At 38.6% G+C, this 22977-nt stretch carries 23 protein-coding genes and 1 pseudogene; 12 read left to right on the top strand and 12 right to left on the bottom strand.

The window, feature by feature from the left end; genetic code table 11:
- The first annotated feature begins 49 nt into the window (after positions 1-49).
- On the top strand, positions 50-1714 hold the full coding sequence (asnB, locus tag FNZ24_RS09915) for an asparagine synthase B (RefSeq protein WP_153914326.1): 1665 nt from the start codon (positions 50-52) through the stop codon (positions 1712-1714).
- Between the two features lie 86 nt (positions 1715-1800).
- On the opposite strand, the pseudogene FNZ24_RS09910 reads toward asnB, so the two are convergent.
- Positions 1801-2665, bottom strand: a pseudogene (locus tag FNZ24_RS09910) (IS30 family transposase).
- A gap of 352 nt (positions 2666-3017) precedes the next feature.
- Between FNZ24_RS09910 and FNZ24_RS09905 the strand changes: the two are divergent.
- The 3 genes from FNZ24_RS09905 (at position 3018) to FNZ24_RS09895 (ending at position 5234) form a co-directional block, all read left to right on the top strand.
- Positions 3018-4190 carry a hypothetical protein gene (locus FNZ24_RS09905; protein ID WP_153914325.1) on the top strand — a complete coding sequence of 391 codons (1173 nt, stop codon included), beginning with the start codon at positions 3018-3020 and terminating at the stop codon, positions 4188-4190.
- Between the two features lie 272 nt (positions 4191-4462).
- A complete protein-coding gene (locus tag FNZ24_RS09900) occupies positions 4463-4690 on the top strand; it encodes a hypothetical protein (RefSeq protein ID WP_153914324.1) in 228 nt (75 codons plus the stop codon).
- Positions 4691-4739: 49 nt separating this feature from the next.
- The gene (locus tag FNZ24_RS09895; RefSeq protein ID WP_153914323.1) at positions 4740-5234 is read left to right on the top strand and encodes a GNAT family N-acetyltransferase; all 495 of its coding nucleotides are present in this window, start codon (positions 4740-4742) and stop codon (positions 5232-5234) included.
- Between the two features lie 45 nt (positions 5235-5279).
- Here FNZ24_RS09895 and FNZ24_RS09890 read toward each other — a convergent pair whose 3' ends face one another.
- The 4 genes from FNZ24_RS09890 to FNZ24_RS09875 form a co-directional block, all read right to left on the bottom strand.
- Positions 5280-5477 (bottom strand): DUF1289 domain-containing protein, encoded by a 198-nt coding sequence (locus FNZ24_RS09890; protein WP_153914322.1) that lies wholly within the window; start codon positions 5475-5477, stop codon positions 5280-5282.
- Positions 5458-5808: a VOC family protein gene (locus FNZ24_RS09885; RefSeq protein WP_153914321.1), complete on the bottom strand. Its 351-nt coding sequence runs from the start codon at positions 5806-5808 to the stop codon at positions 5458-5460. Before FNZ24_RS09885 ends, FNZ24_RS09890 begins: the two co-directional genes overlap by 20 nt.
- Before the next feature lie 177 nt (positions 5809-5985).
- Positions 5986-6687 carry a DUF445 domain-containing protein gene (locus FNZ24_RS09880; RefSeq protein WP_153914360.1) on the bottom strand — a complete coding sequence of 234 codons (702 nt, stop codon included), beginning with the start codon at positions 6685-6687 and terminating at the stop codon, positions 5986-5988.
- An 84-nt stretch (positions 6688-6771) separates the two neighbouring features.
- On the bottom strand, positions 6772-7203 hold the full coding sequence (locus FNZ24_RS09875) for a GNAT family N-acetyltransferase (protein WP_153914320.1): 432 nt from the start codon (positions 7201-7203) through the stop codon (positions 6772-6774).
- Between the two features lie 349 nt (positions 7204-7552).
- Between FNZ24_RS09875 and FNZ24_RS09870 the strand changes: the two genes are divergently transcribed.
- From FNZ24_RS09870 to FNZ24_RS09855, 4 genes are all read left to right on the top strand, one after another.
- Positions 7553-10774 carry a DUF748 domain-containing protein gene (locus FNZ24_RS09870; RefSeq protein WP_153914319.1) on the top strand — a complete coding sequence of 1074 codons (3222 nt, stop codon included), beginning with the start codon at positions 7553-7555 and terminating at the stop codon, positions 10772-10774.
- 269 nt (positions 10775-11043) lie between these two features.
- Positions 11044-11400, top strand: coding sequence for a glutathione S-transferase N-terminal domain-containing protein (locus FNZ24_RS09865; RefSeq protein WP_153914318.1), 357 nt, complete (start codon positions 11044-11046; stop codon positions 11398-11400).
- A 564-nt stretch (positions 11401-11964) separates the two neighbouring features.
- Positions 11965-12420, top strand: a complete 456-nt coding sequence (locus FNZ24_RS09860; RefSeq protein WP_228768443.1) for a hypothetical protein — start codon at positions 11965-11967, stop codon at positions 12418-12420.
- Positions 12421-12655: 235 nt separating this feature from the next.
- Positions 12656-12871, top strand: a complete 216-nt coding sequence (locus tag FNZ24_RS09855) for a DUF2986 domain-containing protein (RefSeq protein WP_153914316.1) — start codon at positions 12656-12658, stop codon at positions 12869-12871.
- A gap of 501 nt (positions 12872-13372) precedes the next feature.
- Here FNZ24_RS09855 and FNZ24_RS09850 read toward each other — a convergent pair.
- Positions 13373-14881, bottom strand: coding sequence for an MATE family efflux transporter (locus FNZ24_RS09850; RefSeq protein WP_153914315.1), 1509 nt, complete (start codon positions 14879-14881; stop codon positions 13373-13375).
- Positions 14878-15726 (bottom strand): ion transporter, encoded by an 849-nt coding sequence (locus FNZ24_RS09845; protein ID WP_153914314.1) that lies wholly within the window; start codon positions 15724-15726, stop codon positions 14878-14880. Before FNZ24_RS09845 ends, FNZ24_RS09850 begins: the two co-directional genes overlap by 4 nt.
- A 185-nt stretch (positions 15727-15911) precedes the next feature.
- Between FNZ24_RS09845 and FNZ24_RS09840 the strand changes: the two genes are divergently transcribed.
- Both FNZ24_RS09840 and FNZ24_RS09835 read left to right on the top strand, forming a co-directional pair.
- On the top strand, positions 15912-16418 hold the full coding sequence (locus FNZ24_RS09840) for a L,D-transpeptidase family protein (RefSeq protein ID WP_153914313.1): 507 nt from the start codon (positions 15912-15914) through the stop codon (positions 16416-16418).
- Positions 16419-16491: 73 nt separating this feature from the next.
- The gene (locus tag FNZ24_RS09835; protein WP_153914312.1) at positions 16492-17052 is read left to right on the top strand and encodes a VOC family protein; all 561 of its coding nucleotides are present in this window, start codon (positions 16492-16494) and stop codon (positions 17050-17052) included.
- Positions 17053-17152: 100 nt separating this feature from the next.
- Here FNZ24_RS09835 and FNZ24_RS09830 read toward each other — a convergent pair whose 3' ends face one another.
- From FNZ24_RS09830 to FNZ24_RS09815, 4 genes are all read right to left on the bottom strand, one after another.
- On the bottom strand, positions 17153-18010 hold the full coding sequence (locus tag FNZ24_RS09830) for a M23 family metallopeptidase (RefSeq protein WP_153914311.1): 858 nt from the start codon (positions 18008-18010) through the stop codon (positions 17153-17155).
- Between the two features lie 262 nt (positions 18011-18272).
- On the bottom strand, positions 18273-19142 hold the full coding sequence (locus tag FNZ24_RS09825) for a 6-carboxytetrahydropterin synthase (RefSeq protein ID WP_153914310.1): 870 nt from the start codon (positions 19140-19142) through the stop codon (positions 18273-18275).
- A 460-nt stretch (positions 19143-19602) separates the two neighbouring features.
- Positions 19603-20298 carry a response regulator gene (locus FNZ24_RS09820; protein ID WP_153914309.1) on the bottom strand — a complete coding sequence of 232 codons (696 nt, stop codon included), beginning with the start codon at positions 20296-20298 and terminating at the stop codon, positions 19603-19605.
- A 2-nt stretch (positions 20299-20300) separates the two neighbouring features.
- Complete coding sequence (locus tag FNZ24_RS09815) at positions 20301-21794, bottom strand: ATP-binding protein (protein WP_153914308.1); 1494 nt, start codon at positions 21792-21794, stop codon at positions 20301-20303.
- A gap of 223 nt (positions 21795-22017) precedes the next feature.
- On the opposite strand from FNZ24_RS09815, the gene FNZ24_RS09810 reads away from it, so the two are divergent.
- Together FNZ24_RS09810 and FNZ24_RS09805 are read left to right on the top strand one after the other, a co-directional pair.
- Positions 22018-22278, top strand: coding sequence for a hypothetical protein (locus FNZ24_RS09810; RefSeq protein WP_228768442.1), 261 nt, complete (start codon positions 22018-22020; stop codon positions 22276-22278).
- Between the two features lie 8 nt (positions 22279-22286).
- Positions 22287-22637, top strand: a complete 351-nt coding sequence (locus FNZ24_RS09805) for a hypothetical protein (protein ID WP_153914307.1) — start codon at positions 22287-22289, stop codon at positions 22635-22637.
- Between the two features lie 127 nt (positions 22638-22764).
- Here the strand turns inward: FNZ24_RS09805 and FNZ24_RS09800 are convergent.
- A partial coding sequence (locus tag FNZ24_RS09800; RefSeq protein ID WP_153914306.1) for an EAL domain-containing protein occupies positions 22765-22977 on the bottom strand: 213 nt, incomplete at its 5' end.

Below are 22977 nucleotides of genomic sequence, written 5' to 3'. Positions count from 1 at the left end.
TTCCAGATAAAGATTATTAAGTGTTGTATTACATTTTTGGAGCCACATTATGTGTTCAATTTTTTCGATTTTAGATATTCAATCAGACGCTAAAGAATTGCGTCAAGTGGCTTTAGAAATGTCAAAGCTATTACGTCACCGTGGTCCAGATTGGTCAGGCGTTTATGCCGATGATAAAGCGATTCTTGCCCATGAACGTCTTGCCATTGTCGACGTTGATCACGGCGCACAACCACTAATCAGCGAAGATGACAGCATCGTCCTCGCAGTGAATGGTGAAATTTATAACCATAAGCAACTTAAAGAACAGTTAGGTGAAAAGTATCGTTATAAAACGAACTCTGACTGTGAAGTTATTTTAGCCTTATACCAAGAATACGGCGTAGACTTCTTAGATAAGCTGAACGGTATTTTTGCTTTTGTACTTTACGACAAAACAAAAGATGCATTTTTAGTTGGTCGCGATCACATGGGAATTATCCCGCTTTACTCTGGCCGTGACAGTTTAGGCAACTATTATATTGCCTCTGAAATGAAAGCATTAATGCCTGTATGTAAAACCGTAGAGGAATTTAAGCCTGGTCATTATCACTATTCAAAAGATGCTGATTTAACCGAGTATTATCAACGCGATTGGCGTGATTATGATGCTGTAAAAGACAACCCAGCAAGTAAAGAAGACTTACGTGATGCCTTAGAAGCTGCGGTAAAACGTCAACTAATGTCAGATGTACCTTACGGCGTATTATTATCAGGCGGCTTAGATTCATCCGTTATATCGGCCATTACTCAAACGTTTGCGAAACGTCGAATTGAAAACGACAGTGAAACTGATGCTTGGTGGCCACAACTGCACTCGTTTGCAGTAGGCTTAGAAGGTGCTCCTGATTTAATTGCAGCTAAAAAAGTGGCTGATGATATTGGCACTATTCATCACGAAATCCACTTCACTTTCCAAGAAGGTCTTGATGCGATTAAGGAAGTGATTTACCACTTAGAAACCTATGACGTTACAACCATCCGCGCTGCAACTCCAATGTATCTAATGGCACGTAAGATTAAAGCCATGGGGATTAAAATGGTGTTATCAGGCGAAGGTGCAGATGAGCTATTTGGCGGTTACTTGTACTTCCATAAAGCACCAAACGCACAAGCTTTTCATGAAGAATTGGTTCGTAAGCTTGATAAACTGCATTTATTTGACTGCTTACGCGCAAACAAAGCGATGGCAGCGTGGGGACTTGAAGCTCGTGTACCCTTCTTAGACAAAGAGTTTATGGATGTAGCGATGCGTATCAACCCTGAAGCGAAAATGTCTAAAGATGGACGCATTGAGAAAAACATCTTACGTGAAGCCTTTGAACATGCATTGCCACATGAAGTGGTATGGCGTCAAAAAGAGCAGTTCAGTGATGGCGTGGGTTACTCTTGGATTGATGGATTGAAAGATATTGCAGCAGAACAAGTAGACGACTTACAGCTGGCAAATGCTAAATTTAGATTCCCATATAACACGCCAGAATCTAAAGAAGCCTATTACTACCGTAGTTTCTTTGAAGAGTTCTTCCCACTTGAAACTGCGGCTGAAACAGTTCCTGGCGGGAAAACGGTTGCTTGTTCAACACCTGAAGCACTACTTTGGGATGAAAGCTTACAGGGCATTAACGATCCTTCTGGACGCGCAGTTAAAAACGTTCATGATAGTGCTTATTAAGTTTTACACATAAAAAACCATAATAACTAACCACTTGAATTAGTGGTTAGTCCCGAATTCAACTACGAAGTGCGACACTCGGTAAATTAAGCGGCTAGTTGTTTAAATACAAAAGCTGGCTGCTTAAACTTCAAACACTTCCTTGGTCTGCAGTTAATTCTGTTCATTGCAAACACAATAGTCTCATCACTTACTTTGCTTAAATCGGTAACTTTTTTAACATATCGCCTAAACAGACCATTGGCGTTTTCATTCGCACCACGTTCCCAGGAGCTGTATGGGTGGGCGAAGTACACATCTGTTTCTAGTGCCTTAGCTATGTCTTGGTGGCCTGTAAATTTTCGACCATTGTCAGCCGTTATTGTATGAACGAACTGCTTGTACGATTGTTGCTCTAGAGACATCTTCTGCTGATTTTGAAGGCACTTTCTTGGCTAGGTAAAAACGTGTTTCTCGTTCTAAAATTGTCACTATTACCCCAGTTCCATGCTTACCCAAAACAGTATCAATTTCCCAGTCACCAAAACGCTCACGCTTATCAACAACCTCTGGTCTTTCATCTATAGAAACTGCATTCTTAATGACAGGTTTGCGTTCTTTTTTACCTCGTCGATACCTTTTATGCCCCTGACGCAAGTGACGGTATAGCTTGCCGCCTTGCCTCTTATCGAGCGCAATGAAACGATAAATCCATTCATGATTTACATTAGCACCCACATGGGTTAACACGTTCGATATTTGCCCAGGGCTCCAGTCATTGGTGAGTAAAACCTCAGTAGAATCGATACGATGTTGTGGTATTCGATACTTGGTTGCATAACGTCGTTTCATCACTGATAACTGGTGCGCTACCACAGGTGAATACTGCGAATTATTACAACCACGCTTCAATTCTAGATAAACGGTTGAACGATGACATTTTACTGCGCCTGCAATGTCTGATACTGAAATATCTCCTTCCAAAAGGGCTGAAATCTGATATCTTCCTCCCTCAGTCAACTGCTTATAACTCATAGTGATACTCTTTTTTCTTTGGCGAAATAAAGCCTACCACTTTCTTCAGTTAGCTCCTCTATACCTCAGTTAAGAGTGTCGCAGTTATTATCTGAATGCTGGGTTAAATATTTTGTTTATCCAAAGAAGAATACATTACCCTGCATTAGCTAAAATTGATTTCCCTTAGGTAAATCAATTACATCATCTTAAATTACTATGCCTTGACCTTAGTTTTGAATTAATACAAAGTAATAAAAATAAAGGATTTAAAATTATATTTTTATAGTCACAGGGAGTTCGCTACAAAATGATAAACAAAGGTATCGTATCGATAGTAATCATTATATCTATTGGAACTATTGTAATGTTTAATCACTTTAGTAAGCTAAGTGAGCCCTTAGTAAATAGCAAAAAAGAAAAAACCTTAACCACTCCGCAAAACTTCTCCGAACAGCTCGAAACCAAAGTGACAATGCAAGATGATAAAGCTAACGTCATAAAAAATGCTGAACCTGAAATAATATTATCAGAATCAGAGGTAATGGATTTATTGTCACAATGCGGTGTTGATACAGAAAGATTAAATGCTCCTTTTGATAACCCGAAATCAATTATAGATGGGCTAGAAAAATCAACTTTAGCTGAGGATAAATTGGGTTTTGCGTTATTTTCAAGCCCTCAGGAAGGTTCAAGGTTAGACAACCTTTATCAATTTAGTTTAAATAATCCTGAGGAACCAGTATCTCGTATAAGCCTTATCGGTGAGTGTGTAACTAATTCAAATAACCCAATATGCAATGAAAACTTGATCGAAAGTACATCGGAAACGGTTAAAAAAGATGGCGCTTTTTGGTTAGCAGCTACAGCTTACTTTATATCCCAAAAAAATGATGCTCAAATATATGAAGCTATCACCAATTTAGACGAAAGCACTTTTTTTTCTAACAACTATGCCAAGCGAATCAAGCTATTTACACAAATAATGGAGAATAACCAATTTGGCCACTTTGGCTCGAATTTAATTACAGCTATAGGAGTGGAAGCAGCTACCATCCCTGCTATATTGTCACCTATAACAACTTGGTGTAACAATGAAGATAATGATGTTAAAACGTCAAATGCCTGCCTAACCGTTGGTAGAAACATAGTTGAAAGACCAACGACTGTCTCGAATCAGGCTTTCGGGTACTCAATACTCAAAAACACATATCAAAATGAAAACAACGAAAAAGCAGCAGAAGAAATACAAAGGCAAATCAACAAATTCAGATCAGATCAATTTATTAGTTTACCGCCTTATGCAAATTTAATTATGCTAGTTGATGAAGAGTTCGCCAGTAATTGGCTAGATAACCAGGAAGTGTTAGGTGAAAGTGAAGCTCAAAAAAAACTCATAGTAGATTTAGAACAATTAGTGAATACTGAAAAATATTATCCCTGCAGAGTTCTATTTTCCCCAAAGCTCAACATAAAGCTTTAAAAATATTCTGAAATGAAACAGTACCTGCTATTAAAACAGTTGTTTGTTCCTCCCCTCTCTGAACGCTACTGTAAGAGAAGCTTACAGAGCATTAACGACCCATCTGGACGTGCCGTTAAAAACGTCCATGACAGTGCTTATTAACTGTTATAAACAGCCTATTTTTAATAAAGCCATCGACTGTCGATGGCTTTTTTATTATTGTTTATACACTATATTTTCAATGCTATTTTAACAATTAGTTATAAATTCAATATTTAAAGGATTAAATAATGTCAATTAATGCCACTTTTATTGGACAATTAGTGATGCTGCTTTGGTTACCATTTACGATTTTTATTACTTGGAGCAGTTATAAATTAGGGAGTAAAAAAACGTCTTCACCTAAACTAGCCACTACGATTGGTTTTTTACTCGCTTTCTTTCCTCCTTTAGCACTAATTTATATTGCAGTTTTGGTCATGATTAAAGATAATTCGCCTTTAAAACCTGTAAGTTGAAGCCTCCAATCTTAAAGTCACTGTTCCTACTAATTTTTAAAGGTTTTCCATGTCTGATGTAACTATTTTTCATTTAGAAATGACCCATGTAAATCAATTAAACGCAAAAACTGATGCAAAAGGGTTAACAGTGACAAAAGCTGAGGTTCCGCAATTTGAATATAATCGTTTCTTGTATCAGTTTGTTGGCGCAGCTTGGGAATGGACTGACAAGTTGGGCTGGAGTGAAGCACAATGGCAGCAGTATAGCGAAGATAATAAGCTTCATTTATATGTCGCGTACTTTGAAGGCTCTCCAGCGGGTTACTTTGAGCTGCAGCAACAAGAAGATGGAAACGTCGAGATAATGTACTTCGGACTTGGGGTTCGCTATATTGGTAAAGGCATGGGTGGGTATTTACTTAGCCAAGCTATCGAAAAAGCATGGTCACTTGAAAATACCCAAAGAGTTTGGGTTCACACTTGCTCTCTTGACCATCCTAGTGCTTTAAAAAACTATCAAGCTCGTGGATTTTCAATATTCAAGACAGAAATTGAAGCTTAGCTTTCACAGTCTGTGAATATAATAAATGCCCTACTATTTAGCGACCTAATACTGGCGGCGCTTTTTAGCTAGAGCCGCTCTCATTGCTAAATCCGTTAAGTGGGCATTTTTATCATCAATAGTCATTTTGTGCCAAGCCAATATTTCTTGATGGGTTCTAAGACACCCTAAACAAGTATCTTGTTGATCAAGGCAACAATTGGCTACACAGGGTGAACGAGGTTCATTCAGACCAGACGGCATACTCATTCCCATTAATATCTGCAAAGTGAAAACGCTTGCCACCAGGAAAGCTAAATACGGGTTTGAGGATTTCACCACCAGCAGCCAGTACTTTGCGTTCACTGGTTTCAAGGCATTGACTATAAAGTACAATCAATGGGCAACCTGTACCCAAATTAAATCCTTGTTCTGCTTGGTAAAAACCACCATCAATACCGACATCCAAAAAGCAACTGTATTCAGGGCCATAGTCTTTAAAATGCCAACCAAATACGTCAGTAAAAAACGCCTTTGTTTTAACTAAATCTAAAGCAGGTATTTCTAAGTAGTTAATTTTATGGTGTTTAGACATAAGTAACCCCTTATTTGGTTAACAGATCTATACCGCTACAACCTAAGCGACCTTATTTCAAAATAGAGGAATTTAAGCAGATTGTCGAACGGGTTGGGAAATTAGCGATAAACGAAAGCCAAAGCGTTGTAGTTAATCTCACACTTCCTTCACGCTCACTTCATGCCAATGAGTCAATTAAGATTGAAGTACTGCTGCTAAAGCACCAATTAAGCCGCCAAATACCCCACCCCATACCACTAACCAACCGAGATGCTTGCGGATCATTTCTTGAATAATATCTTTCACCATAACCGGGGTTAATTCATCAAGACGTTGATCGACAATATTTGAGACCTTACCTTGTAAGTCAGCCATCACATTAGGCTGCTCAAGTTCATTGATTAAAATTTGGTTAAACTCTTCGCTTTGAGTCAGCTCTGTCAGCGACTGCTTCATTTTATCAATAAAAGGTTCTTTCAACGGAATAAGCGCTTCTGTTCCGCCAAACATGGATAACATACCACCAAAAGAAGAGTTCTCAACGGTCGTCACAAGCGCATCAAACGAAGGCGCTAAATCAACTTTATCAATCACAGGTGTTAAATCGATAGCACTCGCGCTGTTTTCAGTCAGTAAACGATCTATGTTCTCTTGAGTAAAAAACTGTTCCATCATCAGATGTTTAATGCCAGCTTTAAACTCTTCAAAGCGTGATGGAATAACGCCAGAGCCATATAATCCAGGGACTTTTTCAAATAACATATGCACAGCTAGCCAGTTTGTTACTGCGCCAGACAAAGCAAATAAACCAATGGTAAACACCATGGTGATTTCAGCAAAGTAACCAATTAATACTAATGCTGCGGCAATGACATTCGTCACTAAACTCTTGTTCAACCTTAAATCCTCGGACATAAAAAAACCTTTGGTATTTTATCAATTTCCAAAGGCTAGATGCTACTGACTATTTAATAAATTTAACTACAGACCTGAATGGTACAAGTACATTCCTTCAGATTCAGTCATATTCGATAAACTTCCTTCGAGCTCGTTATCAAGTACTTTCGTCCGCTTAACTAACATCACTTCTGTTCCAGCTGCTAGCATTTTTGCTTTTTCGATTAACTGAGTGGCAATGCCTTCACCACGACGAGATACATCCACAAATACATCATCAAAATACCAAACAGGCTTGAGTAACAATGAAGAATATGAAGGATAAAGTTGCACAAAACCGAGACACTTTTGCAGCTCCCATGCCATCAAAATCATAGAGTCATTTTCAACTAAGCGAGTTTTAATAAACTGAAGGCATTTTTTAGGTTCAGATTGAAACCCCATACTCTGACGGTAGTCATCAAATAAACTCACTAAAACGTCGGTGTCTAACTCTGATGCTAGGCGAATCTGCATTATTTCGTCCTTGAAAATGGTTGCTTAGGTTGTGGCATTTAATGAAAGTCACGCCTAAAGTATCGATTTTACGTTACTTGGTTTGCACAGGTAAAACACAACAAAGGAGCAACATAATGTTTCTCGCCTTTGTATATCTGTCGATAAATCACTTGCAGCAAACCGTTACGTTAACACTTAAAATACTCATTAATACATTAGCTTAAATATAAATACCACTTTTGTCCATTTAAAAAAGCTTATGAAGAAAATTTGTAAATAAATCTAAAACAAACGAGTAACTGAACCTTAAATTCGTTAAAATGTCTAAACAACTACTGTCTAAAACTTACTATAAGCAGTCGCCCCTATGATGCCGTTGTTAAACACATTGAAAATTGCCTTTAATCATCGCCCTCGTTATCAAAAAATTGCGATCATTTTTTCATTTATCTACTTACTTTTCGTATTAACCTTAGGGCTGTTACTGCCATTTATTGCTACCAAGCAAGCACCTAATTCGTTATCTGAGTTACTGGGTAGAACGGTTAACATCGAATCAATTAAAGTGAACCCCTTCACTTTTGAAGTTAGCATTAGCCAATTTACCATTAATGAACAAGACAATAACAAAGCATTTTTCCATCTAGACAAGCTCGACGTCGACATCATGTTTTGGCGCTCTTTGTTTAACCTCAATGTGAGTTTAGATTACTTAACCATTGAAGGAACCACACTGGCACTTGAACGCATAGCCACACTCAACAGCTCAGCGCAGACTAAATCAACGCCAACCAACGAACAGCTTGGTTATCAATTTAATTTCACCGATATAATTGAAACATTTGATAATAGAGCTGAACAAGCTGCTAAAAATCAAACTGATGAAGCCATTGAGACTGAAGAGCCTTCTAACCCCGTTGCCATTCATATTAATCAATTTGCGTTTAAAAATGCCAGCTTACAAATCGTCGATAAGCTCACTGATACTCAATTGCAATATCCAAATATCAACTTAACGGCGCCACAAATAAAAACCGATGCCTTATTATCTGAAGTACCTGAAGCCAACAAGTTAACACTCAGCATAACTGACGCTCAGAACGGTCAAGTTAACCTAGAGTCGCAAGTGCAGTTATCCCCCATCGACGCCAAAGGAAAGCTATCAGTCATTCAAGTGGATTTAACCCAGTATTGGTCTTTTGTAGAAGCACTTTTTAAAGTCTCATTACAATCTGCTAATTTAAATCTAAGTTCTACATTCAATATTAAAGAGCCTAGCGCAGTGGATTCATCAACAGATACTGAATCAGCTAGTTCACCGCTTGCTATTGAGATTTCTAATACTGATATTAAGCTCGACAACATAGCTGCCAACGATGATAAACGACAGGTTAGTAAGATAGATTTATTCGCTTTAAACGGCATCAATGTCTCAACTCAAAATCAAACAATTGATATTGATGAACTACGCACTACAGATGCAGACTTTTGGCTAACAATTGCGCCAGAAAAAATTAATTTAGTGGAGTTATTTACTCCCATTTTTGTCGATGATGAAAGCACAGCTAAAGATGCTAATGCTCCGTTAGCAAGTGCTAAAGAGTCTAGTGAACAAGCGCCAACCGCTGTTGATACTGCAACTGTTGATACTACAGATGAGACACCGACTTGGTTAGTTTCACTAAACCAGTTCAATTTAGAAAACTATCAATTCGAATTGACAGAGTCGGTAGCCAATAAAACGGCTAATTTCTGGAAAATATCTGAAATTAACCTTTCAACTCAAACGATAAAATCTGACTTAAGTTTACCCATTGATTATCAGTTAGGTTTAACCATTAATGAACAGAGTGAATTGACGTCCCAAGGTCAATTTGATGCAAAAAAATTAAGTTTAGAAGCAGACATTAGCTATCAAAAACTTAACTTAACTAAATTGCAGCCTTACATTTCGCCATTTATGAATATCACCCTTGAATCGGGCTTATTCAATACTAATGGCCATATCAGTGCCAATGCTGAACAGCATTTTGTTTATCAAGGACAAGCCTCTGTCAATCAATTAAAGATTAGAGATAACTTGCTTAAGCAGCCGTTACTGAATTGGGAGTCAATGGCAGTAACGGCATTTACTTTCGATAACTTAGCGCAATCCTTAGCTATTGATGAGATTTTATTTGACGGCCTATTTAGCCGATTGATTATTGCTGAAGACAGAAGCACTAATATTGCAGATCTTGTGGTTCAATCTACAAGCGAAGATAGCAGTAACCCAGATGAGATTAATCTTGAAGTAACAAAGCAGACTAATACCAAATCGACTAACTTAAAATCCCCTGAAACTAACGATAACATGGCACAAGAGTCCGCTTTCGAAATCGATATTAAACGCATAGGCTTTAAAGATAGCTCTGCATTTTTTGCAGATAACTCCCTTACCCCAAACTTCGCATCCGGAATTGAACAGTTAAACGGCGAAATAACTCAAATTTCGACCAATCCAGAAACGCGAGCATCAGTTGATTTAGAAGGAAAAATTGATAAATATGCGCCAGTTACTTTAAAAGGCGATGTTAACCCATTACTGGCGAGTCCCTATTTAGATTTGAACCTAGCGTTCAATAAAGTTGAATTAACTTCAATCAATCCTTATTCAGGGACTTATGCAGGTTATTACATTGACAAGGGTCAGTTATCCCTCGCGCTTAATTATCAATTAGAAAATAACCAATTAGTTGGCAGTAATCATTTAGTTATTGATCAATTAGAACTTGGTAAGCCAAGTAACAGCTCGCTTGCTACCTCATTACCGATTACTTTGGCCATTGCCCTATTACAAGATAGACATGGTGTGATTGATTTAGGTGTTGATGTAGATGGCGACCTAGACTCACCCAGCTTTAGTTTTGGCAGCATAGTGATGACAGCAATAACGAATGTCATCACTAAAGCGATTACTGCGCCATTTTCATTATTAGCAGGACTTGTCGGTGGCGATGAAGATGAAATGGATAAGATAAACTTTCAATATGGTCAGGCTGATATTTCCAGCGAGCAACAAGCCACATTAACTTCATTAGCTAAAGCGTTGAACGATCGTCCATTACTGATGCTTAATATTAAAGGAAGTGTTGATTTAGTTAACGATCAACAAGCTCTTCAACAGCAGGAGTTACACCAAAAGCTTGCAACACAAGCTCAAATGGAATTGTCAGCATTACCAGAAGATTTATCTGCTAGTCAATATCCTCAACAAGGCCCGTTAGTGGATGCATTAATCAATGTATATCAAACAGAAACCCAACTAGACCCGCAATTAATAAGACAGAATATTGAAACAGAAAACCCAGAAATTGAAACTGCAGAACTGCAAACCCGCTGGCATATTGCTCTATATAACTTCACCATGAACCAGCAAGAAATTGAGCAGTCTCAGCTTGGGCTATTGGCTCAAAATAGAGCTAAAACGGTTAAAACTTATTTAGTTGAACAGTCAAACATTGACCCAAGCCGAGTATTTATCTTAGAAAGTCGCGTACATATGGAACAAACAGATGCCCAAGCGCTGCTGACTTTGGATGCAAATTAAGCCCCTGCAATGGCAAGATATGTTATGAATTTAAGTTTTATCTGATAGAAAGTTGCTGATAAACCCCAACTGGCTTTATCCGCTAATGTTAAAATTAGGCCACTTTTTCTGAATAGACGTATAAATAGACATTAAAGCTGGCTCTGTTCACAGATGACTGTTATCTGTGAACAACATCACGTAAACTGTCGCAGAAAATTAAGTAAAATGACTTAATATACGATTTGTTTTTAGCAAGTTTGTTAAATTCGATAATTAAAGGAAGTGGTATGTTTGCAATCCGTTGGCTTCTTGGCCGCATTATCTTGTTAGTTAACTTTTTATTCCCAGGTAAAAAATTTCAACGACCTGTCTCTGAGCAAGCAAAAATGGATGAGCAAACCAAGGCGTTAGCTTTATATCAATATGCTGCATGCCCTTTCTGCGTTAAAGTACGTCGCGCTATTCGCCGTCAAGGTTTGAACATTGTTACTATTGATGCAAAACAAGAAACCAATAAACAACTACTCGTTAAAGAAGGCGGCCAACTAAAAGTCCCTTGTTTAAAAATTGAAAAAGACGGTCAGACACAATGGATGTATGAGTCTAATGACATTATTGCTTATCTACAGAAGCAATACGCTTAGCCTCAATTTAAACTATTGACCTTGTGTACTGGATTTAGTGCCTATGTGGAGCGGTTTAAATCAGGTACACAATGTCATTGCTAATAAAGGTCACAAGCTAATATAGGTCAATGGTAATATAGGTCAATGGTAATATAGGTAAAAATAAAGACACTTCACGAGCAGAAATATAAACTTAATAAGATAGGGCCTGTTGATCTTTCAAGGTAGTTTTTGCAGCGAATTGTTGGCCATTTATACAAGGCAGAGACTTTGTAGTGTAGTTATTCTACATAAAAAGTCGATAACGCAGTAAAAATGACCAACAAACGCAGCCCAAAGGGTTCTACTTAAAGCGTTTTACTTTTTGCTGGATGCATCTTTGTGAATAAAAGGTGCTTAGATGACTAGGCATCAACTCATCCGCCTCGATTAAAACGCTTTCATTTCGAACAAAACTTATCCGGCAAAGTTCAACAGGCCCTAGTTAATCATTGTCAAACATACCCAAACACTATCAATTACAACCCATTTCGTTTTAATATGAATTGAATCTATTTAAAGCTTGATAAAGGACTATTTCTGGTGCCAAAGTACTCTGTATTATTTTTTAGTTTACTACTGCTATCTGCCTGCTCTTCTGCACCTATTGAACCTGAAGCTTACGCTGGACAATTTAAAGATAAATTCAGCACCTCCATTAAAGGTGAAGGAATCAAGCTATTCACTTACCAAGCCAAAGTCGCTTCCGCTACTGATCGCGGTATTGAAGATCCTCTTCCCCATCAACAAAGAGTTAACCGCCGCCGTCAAGATGCACGTAGTTATGCCATTGAACAAGAGCGCAGACAAGAACGTCTAGAGTTATGGAGCGAACAAGTTGATCTAGGCTTAAAAAAGACCATTGATATGACGGGTTATTGTAAAGATGGTTATATGGTGCTCAACCGAAGTGTCAGCGAAGGTCGCGGGGAAGTTCGAGGCGAGTGCAACGATGGCGCAACAGAAGAAGATATTAAGAAATTTAGCCGTAATTATTAACGATTAATTTACATCACCAGCTGCTATTGCTTAAAACAGCCATGAAATACGATAAATAAAGGGTTTAACTATAACCTCTAGTCAGTTTGAGCTAAACTTAACCCAAATCATTTTAAAAACATGTCATCACATTTACCTTCAATCGAAATAAACTCTATTGAAACCTAATCGTAGATACCTGTTTTACTGAGTAATACAAGCGCCATATGCGCAATGAAGCGAGTTAGATAGACCCATGAACAGAAAACAGCTGATGATCAAAAAGACCGCTAAGCGGGCTAAAGCTAAGCAAAATAAAATTGTAAAAGATAACCCTCAGAAGAATCCTAAAGTCGGTTATATCTCTAAAGCCGTGCGTGCTCAAATGGAGCTAGAAGAGCAACAAAAACTTGCTGCACAGGCTGAACAAACAGAGGCTGTTACTGAAGAAGTATCCGTAACCGATAAATAATCTAGCCTAGTACAGGTTTAGAATGTAATTAGATACACTAAAAAAGCCCCGAAACCGTATAGGTTTTCGGGGCTTTTGTTTGCTTGAACTTTGATTTACTAGAACTTTGATTTACTAGAACATTGATTTACTTGAGCTTTGGTTTACTAGAACATTGGTTTACTAACTCCGCTATTATCGAGTTACCGATAATCACTTAGTCTAGGGCATGTTGATTTTTCAAGGTTGTTTTTGCAGCGAATTGTTGGTCATTGATACAAGGCAGAGACTTTGTAGTGTAGTTATTCTACATAAAAAGTCGATAACGCAGTAAAATTGGCCAACAAACGCTGCCCGAAGGGTTCGACTAAAAGCGTTTTACTCTTTGTTGAATGCATCTTTGTGAATAAAAGGTGCTTAGATGACTAGGCATCAATTCATTCGCCTCGATTAAAACGCTTTTATTTCGAACAAAACTTAACCAGCAAAGATCAACAGGCCCTTGTATTTAGTTTAAAGTTATTACTTATCCTTAGATGAAAGCGAATTATCTAAATCGCCATCTCTAATTATTTCTTCACACAATGGCTCTTCATTTAGTTGCGCTAAATGCACGTAAGAAGAAGATTGCGGCGATGATGTTGGACTCATTTCGAGTTCAATCTCATCGTTTTCATTGTTCATTTCAGTCTTATGTTGAGCATGTTCTTTAACTGTGATTTTTTCAATCAACCGATAACCGACCCACACTCCTCCAAGGCCAAATAAGATTGAACCTAAAGCCTGGCCAATTAACACGCCATAAACGCCACCAATTTGGGCACCGAAATACACAAATGGAATCGTACCAATAGTGGCTTTACCCACATTAAAGAAGGTCGAGTATTTGGCTTTACCTAAATTATTAAATGAGGCATTAGCAACAAATAAAATACCGTTAAAAATAAAGAAGATGGCGATGTACTGACAGAAAAACACAATTAACTCTGCTGCCTCGCCTTGCATATCAAAAGCAGCAACAATTTGATGTTTAAGGGCAAACAGAATAATTGAAACCCCTAGAACAAACACCACACAAAACTGTATCGCTTTGGTCAAACTTTCCTTTACTCGCTCAAACTCCAATGCGCCATAATTTTGGCCAATAATCGGACCAACTGCGCCACTTAGCGCAAATATCATCCCAAAACACACAGGGATTAGTCGTCCTAACACTGCCCAACCAGCGACATAACTATCACCAAAATCAGCGATAGCTTTGGTGACAACCGCATTACCAATAGGGGTCGCTACGTTGGTTAACATCGCCGGTAAAGCAATGGCAAAAATAGTGCGAATGTCTTCTACAAAATGCTGACGATTAAACTGTCCAAGCATCTTATGCTTCACTACAATTCCGCGCGCAGAAATGATAAATACCGCAATGCGCGCAAACACAGAAGCCACTGCAGCCCCTTCGATCCCCATACCTAGGGCAAAAATGAATATTGGATCTAATACTAAATTTACGCCACCACCAGCAAGCGTTGACATCATTGATAGCTTGGCATCACCTATGGCTCTTAAAGCGCCGCCTAAAGCCATAGCTAAACAAATAAATGGCAATGAAGGCACTAATATACGTAGATAACTCTCAGCAAGAATAGCGGTTTCACCGTTAGCACCAACAAGAGACAATAATTCAGGAATAAAAATAAACACAGTTACAGCAACTAGCACACTAGTGATAAGAGAAACCACTGCGCTGTTAAGTAACATGCGTTTTGCCAACACCATGTTTTTTGCGCCCACGGCACGGGAAACTAATGCTCCCAAAGCAATAGATAAACCAATACCGATTGATGTAGTGAAAAAAGAAATAGCACCGGCATAGCCGACCGCAGCAGCGAGTTCTAGCTCACCGAGTAAACTTAAGAAAAAGATATCTAATAAATCAACCACGAACAGTGCTGATATTCCCACTGCCGCAGTAGAGCTCATCACAAGAATGTGACGTAAAATCGAGCCTTGAACAAACTTAGCTTCGGTCATGGGTTCCCTTCTGAATTTGGTTGTTCTAATTCGCTACCACAATGATGACAGTAAACCGCTTGTAAATTATGTCCGCGAGTGCCGCAATTGCTGCACTTTCTTAAATCTCTTTCGGCTACCATCTCATGAGAGATTTCAGCCGTTAAAATTCCTGTCGGAATAGCAATAATTGAATAACCAATTAACATGGTCAGGGAAGCTATCGCCTGCCCTAAATTAGTTTGTGGAGTAATGTCACCATAACCCACAGTCGTTATTGTCACTATGGTCCAGTACATTGACTTCGGAATAGAACTAAAACCATTATTTGGGCCTTCGACCACATACATTACGACACTTAACGCCATAATGATCAGGCTCACAGAGAAGAAGAAAATAAACACTTTTCTTCTCGATTGAACCATAGCTTTTAATAACAAATTTCCTTCACTTAAATAGCGGAGTAATTTGAGTACCCTGAATATTCTGAATAAACGCAATATCCTAAAGGCCAGTGATACGTTAGCACCAGGGAATATTAACGCTAAAAAGCTAGGTAAAATTGACAACAAATCAACTACGCCATAAAAGCTTTTCATGTATGCCCAGCGACTAACAGAACCATACAGCCTTAATAAGTATTCAACAGTAAATAACCAAGTAAAAGCCCACTCGGCGTAATAAATAGCTTGACCATACTGCTGATGATAACTGTCAATCGTATCTAAAATAATGAGTAACACACTGAGTAAAATACAAATAATTAAACCAATGTCAAACCAACGGCCTGAGCGGGTTTCAGTGCCAAAGATGACCTTTCTTATTTGTTTTTTAAAAGCGGTATCTTGTTTTTCTTCTAATGTCATAGCTCTCTCGAAATGACGTCCAATTTAATCCCGCACTTGATGTAAAAGTACGGTATTATCTATAAAATATTTCATTTCATTATGGCAATTATTCGCTCTTCTGATAGATTGCCTAACGACTGATACTCATGTTAACACTATTAACAATAAACAAACTTAGAAAAAACTGCTTTTTTGGAGACTTCATGTACTTGGTTAAATGCTTCATTTTCATAGCCATATTTTGCTCGACCTTAGCCAATGCTTCAATCGATCAGCTTAATTCTTCAAAAGTAGATTTAGTGGTAGTTAATAAGTCCGAATCGAGTATGTCGATATTTCACCAAGGACAAAAAATCAAAACCTATCAAATTGCGATGGGTGATGCGCCCCAAGGACACAAGTTAAAAGAAGGCGACCAACGCACTCCTCAAGGTCGTTACGTTTTAGATTATAAAAAATCAGATAGTGCTTTTTATAAATCGATTCATATTTCATACCCAAATGAAGAAGATCGCCTCCGTGCAAATGCTTTGGGCGTGAGTCCTGGTGGCATGATAATGATCCATGGCCAAAACCCTAATTCAAGCTTAACACCTGAACAAGCTCAACAATATAACTGGACCAATGGTTGTATTGCTGTAACAAACAAAGAAATGGACGAACTATGGCGTGTTATTGAAGAAGGCACCCCAATCGAAATTTGGCCATAATCATAACCATAGTGATAGTCATGATTATCACTCCACTCATTTTTCTCTTCCAACGTAGTAACAGGAATTAGATATGGATTACGCCCAGTTATTGAAAAGCTGGCCTGACTTTAGTCAGCGTATCACTTTGTTCATAAAAGAATTAGGTTTAGATAATTTGCAGCTCGATTGCGATCATTGCGCACTTAGAGTTAATAGTGTTGATGCTGCTGAGCACCTGACAACAAACTTTGAGCAACACGGTCAGGTTATTTCTAACAATATGATTAATGGTCGCCCAATATTAATCATTAAGTTGAATACACCAATGGAGCTAGATGGCTTAAAAGTCCCTTGTGTTGAGCTTCCTTTCCCATCAGATAAGATATATCCCCAAGAAGGCTGGGAGCACGTAGAGCTTGTTCTACCAACCAATGCAACCACATGTGAACAGCTAATAGAAGAGTTAATAAAAGTAGCCCCATCAACTCAAAATATCATCGATGGCAAAACAGATATTAAAGTCAAACTTAGCTCACCAAAAGGTGATAATGAACGTTTAGCCAACCCTACAATTGCGTTTAAGCAAAATGGCATCTGCGTTAAAGTGCACCCACAAACCATTGAAGCGATTATTGCCAGCGAGCAAGATTAATCACCTCATGGTAATAATCTATTAGACATCAAAATGGGTTCAATCATAAATTGAACCCATTCTTTAGATGATAATTGCCTGCCAATCATTCGAATCAAATCTATTGCGCAGCTTTCTCTGCTGCAAGCACTTCTGACATTGGCGGTACAATCGTTACCGGATCTAAGCGCATTTGATACCAGTTAACTCGCCAATCAAGGTGTGGACCAGTTACACGACCTGTAGCACCAATTTCAGCTAAATCTTGTCCTTGCTTAACCACATCACCTACTTTTGCATACAGCTTACTCAAATGAAGAAAAGTAGAGTTAATGCCGTAGCCATGGTCGATAATCAAAGTGCCACCAGAATAAAACATATCGGGTTCAGCCAAGGTAATGACACCATCAGCAGGTGATACCACTACCGTTCCTGTGGGTCTTGCTACATCCACACCATAATGTGGGCTACCAGGCTTACCGTTGTATACACGCTGGCTGCCATAAACACCGGAGATTCTGCCAGTAACAGGCCAGATAAAATCTTGCATGAAGGCTGTTTGCTCACTAAAGGTGTTCCTAGCTGCTCTCGTTTGCTTTGCATCTTTAGCCGCCCTTTCTTGAGCTGCTGGATTAGGTTTCATGATTTTCTTACTTATGCCAGTAAGGCGATCAATCTTGTACTCTTTAGCTTCAACCTTCAAAGGTTTAAGCTCTGTTAGTCCATCAGGATAAACCACCTCTAACATTTGCTCAGCTTTAGCTTCACGCTCAAAACCAAATGCAAACTGCCCTGATGCGGTAACGTCAACTTTTTCTCCATTCAATTTAACCACTGAACCTGCTGGGACTGTTCCGCGAACCAATGCCCCTTGTTCAAACTTACCTTGTAAATTGATTTGAGCGACAGTAGGTAAAGAGCAAAGCGAAAGTGCGAATATTGAAGATAAGGTGAGTGTTATTGGTTTGTTCACAGCCATGTCGTATTTATTCCTCTATTTTGAACACTTTGCTCAATACTTTTAGTTTGATTGGCTCAATCATAGGGTGTTGATGACAGGTTTTCAATTCATTGATGAGGCAATAGCAAGACTCATCATCACAGTGAACGACTGGCAGTAAATTGGTCACAAGAAAGATGGCAAAAGATTGATTATAACATTTAAGGAAAGCGTAAAAGACTGTTTAAGATAAAAGTGCACTCACAACGAGTGAGCGCACTGCTTAGAATAAGTAAAACACTTATTTGACTGCGATAGCACCTTTGCCAATCCCTTCAAAAGCGATGACTTTAAACTCTGAGTTTGGTGACTGCGCTGACATAGACTCAGCAATAAACTGTGCTAGTAATTCAACTGTAGTATCGTGGGGAATGATGTCACAGCATGCTTTTGGCATAGCTAATTGAAAGTCACCTTGTGGCGCTTGATAATGAAACCCATAGTGACTTTCATTACTGACAATAGTTTGTTTAGACAGAACAAGACTTGCCACATCGACAACATCTTCTTCGCTACCTAAATAAATATCTTGCCATCTATCAGCCCAATATTGATCCCACTTAGGCGCAGCAATACCATTTTCAAATACGGTGATCGGACTTCGATGACCATGAGCGATACGCTGACAGTTTCCGTCATGCTTTCTTAAGCCATGGGTGTAGTGATAATAAGGGGTATCTAATACTTCATTACGTAGCGTTAGGCTAATCCCTTCGACGTTATCAGGTAAAGCTTCACGCAGTGCTTTAATTAAAAATGAATTTACACTCTCAAAGTCAATAACTTCGGTAGGTACTAGCGCAAATGCTTGCGATGGACATGCAAGGTGAATATCACCAAGTTTACTAGAAAAATCCATCCACACTCGATCGCCTTTTTGCTGCCAGCGAACTTCACTACATGCTGTTGGGATGAGTAATCGGTGGTCGGCAACATCATCAATGGTATTTTTAATGGTTTTTTTGACCTTGGAAAAATCAAGTACCATGTTTTGCTCATCTAAGCCGCCATCAAGTAATACATCCACAATCCAGCTTTCGCCGACCATGCCACGAATGGGACACAAATAGGAAAAATCGATAACGGTTAAATCTTTTACGAACAGTTGCATTAAGGCTCCTAGGCAGAAAAACAGTCCACCTCAGTTAACTTATCCCAAATAGCTTTGGCTAAAGGGAGTGATATATCAAGGCTATTCTAAACAAAAGCATGCCTAGGCGCGAGAAAACAAACTGAGTTTATGTAAAAAGCTTACATATTGAATACCATTTGGGCTAGGGCCTGTTGATCTTTCAAGGTTGTTTTTGCAGCGAATTGTTGGCCATTTATACAAGGCAGAGACTTTGTGGTGTAGTTATTCTACATAAAAAGTCGATAACGCAGTTAAAATGACCAACAAACGCTGCCCAAAGGGTTCGACTAAAAGCGTTTTACTCTTTGTTGGATGAATTTTGCTTAGATGACTAGGCATCAACTCATCCGCCTCGATTAAAACGCTTTTATTTCGAACAAAACTTAACCAGCAAAGATCAACAGGCCCTAGTCATAGTGACTTATTGGGCTAAAACCCCTTATTCAACTTTGTAACCCACACCATAAATAGAATGAAGCAGATTACCTTGGGTATTGTTAACTGTTAATTTTGAACGCAGGTTTTTAATATGGCTATCAATTGTGCGCGAACTCACGACTCTATCATCGACATAACAAACTTGCATAAGGCTATCTCTTGAATGCACGACACCAGGGCGTTTAAGCATGGTATGTAACAACCTAAACTCTACCGGTGTTAAATCAACCTCTACGCTTGATACATTGCATTTAAAACGTTGAATATTAATCAATAAATGCTTGTAAGCAATTTCATCTTCATTAGTGAGTGGAGGTGTTTCTATTCTACGTAAAATGGTTTTCACTCTAGCCACAACTTCACGCGCCGAAAAAGGTTTACAAACATAGTCATCGGCGCCGATTTCTAAGCCAATGAGACGGTCAATTTCCTCTACTCTCGCTGTGAGCATTAATAGTGGAATATTGGAAAATTGACGAACCTCTTTGCAAATGGACAACCCATCTTTATGAGGTAACATCAAATCCAATATCACAAAGTCCACATTGCCCTGGTTAATTGTTTCTACGGCATTAAGTCCATCATGTAAAACTTGCGAATCGAAGCCTTCAAGACTAAGGAAATCCACTAAAACTTGTGCAATTTTAGGCTCATCTTCGACAATTAATACCTTCATTTTTGGATGGCTGAAATTCATAATTAATGGGACTCTTTAAAGATAGGTAAACTAATTTCGACGCAAAGACCACCTAGGTTTGATGGTCTAGCAGTGATACTGCCGCCATGGGCTTCTACAATGTTTCGACTAATGGTCAAACCTAAGCCTGCACCATTGTTTCTTCTCACTCTCGAGCTGTCTTGTCTGTGTAAAGGATCAAACAATAATTCGCATTCATCGATGGGGACACTAGGCTTGGTATCATTGATAAGTATTAACACACTGCCAGACTCTTTGAACAAATCTACATCAATATTTCCAGGACTATCCGTATAAGCTACAGCGTTTAATATCACATTGGAGAAAAGCTGCTGAAGGCGCATTTTATCGCCATTAACAATCACTTCTTCGGTATGTATGAAATTGATCGATAATCCTTTTTCATTCACTTTATCAATTAAAGAGCTCATTGTTTCAGCAACACATAAAGTGACATCAATGGGTTCGAAATGATATTTAAGACCGCCAACATCAGATAAAGAAAGTTGATATAAATCATCAACTAAATGCTTAATTCGCATCACCTCTTGCTCTAATGATGCTAATTGCTGTTGGTTAAAAGGTCTAATGCCAGCTTTTATAGCGTCTATTTCACCACACAGAATACTGAGTGGGGTTCGTAGCTCATGGGAAATATCAGCAAACCAGCGGTTTTTTGCTGTTCGGTTTTTATCTAAGGTCATCGCTAAATGATCGATATCTTTCATTAATAAACCAAGCTCATCATGTCGGTTAACGTCAAAGCGTTCTGCATAGTTGCCTTTAGATAAATGTGAAATTCCGTTCACCACTTCTCTAACAGGGACTAATAACAGTCGAGCTAAAACCCAAGAAATTAAGCTCGCTAATAATAAGCAAAGCAGGCCTATACCTAAGCTGGTCCATAACTGCTGCTTTGAAAAAGCTTCCGCTGAAATACTGTTCACTTTCTCAATGGGCTTGGTGTAAAGCTTAGCCACTACTTTCCCGTTATACATGACATCAACAGGAATCGATGCTTCAATATTAAACTCTTTCCCCACGAGTAATTTTCCTGAGTTTGAGTATAAAGCAGTTGGCGGACCACGCCTTATGGGAGGTGAAGGAAAATTATCTCTTAAATGAGGAGGAATAGCGTTCTGGCCATTGCGTTCGGGTCGTTTAGGCATAGATTGTCGTCCCTCTCCTCTGGGTGGCATTCCCTTTAATCTTGGAGGCGGGCCACTTCTATCGGCATCTATGGGACCATGTTGCGGTGTATACTGACGCAGGATATCTGCTAATTGTTTTTCAGTGACGTTATTCCAATTTGAATCAGATTTATCATAAAGTTCTGCATATGAAACGGCTAAATCTTCCAACCTTTCTTGTTGAAGCGAATTGATGAAACTAATAAACCCTTGATCAAACCCCCACCTCGCCAGCGAAAGAGTGGCAATAAGTACCACACTGGTTAAGCCAACAAAGGCTAAAAATAACTTTTGAGAAATGTTCATTTACGTTTTACCAAAGCTAAAGTAGTCGTTAACAATATATTCAGTCGAATCAGCATGGATTACTTTTAAAAATGAGAGACTTGTTGAGTATATATTCCTGTTACGTTTCCCACTAGTTTGTAACACAAGCTAATTATAATCTCCTTTATTTCTGCACATTTCCTGCATATTTACTTGATATGGTGATCCAATCATCAAACTCTTCATTGCTTAGGAAACTATCATGAAAAAAATGTTAACAAGTATCATATTAGTCATTATTAGCTGTGGTTCCTCAGTATCTGTATCAGCCCAAGACCAACAAAGACAAATGCGTAAACCGCCGCAAGAAGCGTATACCTTATGCAAAGATAAATCTGAAAATGATGTTGTGAACATCACAACACCAAAAGGTGATGAAATTGAGGCGACATGTCAGCTGATGGATGACCAATTAGTGGCTGTACCTGAAAACCACAAACCACCTCAACGTCAAAAAAGATAGAGGCCGTTATGCAAATTAATACTCAATCAATCAACATCTCGAACACTCAAAATCAGATAAATACCAACTCTACTGACAAGCCTAAAGGGCCACCACCTCCACCACCAGGCGCTACACCACCTGGTCTTGAAGATGCGGTTTCGACCTTAACAGATGAACAGCAAACTGAAGTTTCAGAAATGCTTGCCTCATTATCTAAAGAGCAACAAGCAGAACTGAAATCATCATTGGATGAACTAAAACCACTCACTGAAAATATGTCTAATGAAGATATAGGAAGTGTATTCTTTGAGGCATTAACCATAGCGAGTATGAATTCTACTGAGCAACAAAGCAGTGCTATAGATACTTACGCTTAAGCAAAATAATAGGCTTATGTTTCAGACATTAAAAAAGCGATAATGAAAATTATCGCTTTTTTAATGAGGTTTATATGAACCTATGACTAAGAAGTTACCTATTCAAATTATGACAATACGCTGCATATTAAATTGAAGGTAATTGTTCGGTTAATAGAGTCGCCACTTGTGGTTTACTAAAATAATATCCTTGCGCTTGATCGCAGCCGTTTTCTAATAAAAAAGCAGCCTGTTCCTTGGTTTCAACACCTTCCGCAATAACAGTTAACTTTAATGCATGACCCAAAACAATAATGGCTTTCGCTATAGCTGTATTGTTACTGTCAAACGGAATATCACA

The organism is Shewanella sp. TC10, assembly GCF_009663145.1.
In the GTDB taxonomy this organism is placed as follows: domain Bacteria; phylum Pseudomonadota; class Gammaproteobacteria; order Enterobacterales; family Shewanellaceae; genus Shewanella.
This window is presented reverse-complemented; position numbering and strand designations above follow the sequence as displayed.

Bases quoted from the DNA above. Each gene is read 5' to 3' on its own strand.
- FNZ24_RS09895 (WP_153914323.1), top strand. From the start codon at position 4,740: ATGTCTGATGTAACTATTTTTCATTTAGAAATGACCCATGTAAATCAA.
- FNZ24_RS09900 (WP_153914324.1), top strand. From the start codon at position 4,463: ATGTCAATTAATGCCACTTTTATTGGACAATTAGTGATGCTGCTTTGG.
- FNZ24_RS09810 (WP_228768442.1), top strand. From the start codon at position 22,018: ATGAAAAAAATGTTAACAAGTATCATATTAGTCATTATTAGCTGTGGT.
- FNZ24_RS09830 (WP_153914311.1), bottom strand. From the start codon at position 18,010: ATGGCTGTGAACAAACCAATAACACTCACCTTATCTTCAATATTCGCA.
- FNZ24_RS09815 (WP_153914308.1), bottom strand. From the start codon at position 21,794: ATGAACATTTCTCAAAAGTTATTTTTAGCCTTTGTTGGCTTAACCAGT.
- FNZ24_RS09850 (WP_153914315.1), bottom strand. From the start codon at position 14,881: ATGACCGAAGCTAAGTTTGTTCAAGGCTCGATTTTACGTCACATTCTT.
- FNZ24_RS09805 (WP_153914307.1), top strand. From the start codon at position 22,287: ATGCAAATTAATACTCAATCAATCAACATCTCGAACACTCAAAATCAG.
- FNZ24_RS09870 (WP_153914319.1), top strand. From the start codon at position 7,553: ATGATGCCGTTGTTAAACACATTGAAAATTGCCTTTAATCATCGCCCT.
- FNZ24_RS09855 (WP_153914316.1), top strand. From the start codon at position 12,656: ATGAACAGAAAACAGCTGATGATCAAAAAGACCGCTAAGCGGGCTAAA.
- FNZ24_RS09890 (WP_153914322.1), bottom strand. From the start codon at position 5,477: ATGCCGTCTGGTCTGAATGAACCTCGTTCACCCTGTGTAGCCAATTGT.
- FNZ24_RS09905 (WP_153914325.1), top strand. From the start codon at position 3,018: ATGATAAACAAAGGTATCGTATCGATAGTAATCATTATATCTATTGGA.
- FNZ24_RS09865 (WP_153914318.1), top strand. From the start codon at position 11,044: ATGTTTGCAATCCGTTGGCTTCTTGGCCGCATTATCTTGTTAGTTAAC.
- FNZ24_RS09845 (WP_153914314.1), bottom strand. From the start codon at position 15,726: ATGACATTAGAAGAAAAACAAGATACCGCTTTTAAAAAACAAATAAGA.
- FNZ24_RS09825 (WP_153914310.1), bottom strand. From the start codon at position 19,142: ATGCAACTGTTCGTAAAAGATTTAACCGTTATCGATTTTTCCTATTTG.
- FNZ24_RS09875 (WP_153914320.1), bottom strand. From the start codon at position 7,203: ATGCAGATTCGCCTAGCATCAGAGTTAGACACCGACGTTTTAGTGAGT.
- FNZ24_RS09820 (WP_153914309.1), bottom strand. From the start codon at position 20,298: ATGAATTTCAGCCATCCAAAAATGAAGGTATTAATTGTCGAAGATGAG.
- FNZ24_RS09840 (WP_153914313.1), top strand. From the start codon at position 15,912: ATGTACTTGGTTAAATGCTTCATTTTCATAGCCATATTTTGCTCGACC.
- FNZ24_RS09885 (WP_153914321.1), bottom strand. From the start codon at position 5,808: ATGTCTAAACACCATAAAATTAACTACTTAGAAATACCTGCTTTAGAT.
- FNZ24_RS09835 (WP_153914312.1), top strand. From the start codon at position 16,492: ATGGATTACGCCCAGTTATTGAAAAGCTGGCCTGACTTTAGTCAGCGT.
- asnB (WP_153914326.1), top strand. From the start codon at position 50: ATGTGTTCAATTTTTTCGATTTTAGATATTCAATCAGACGCTAAAGAA.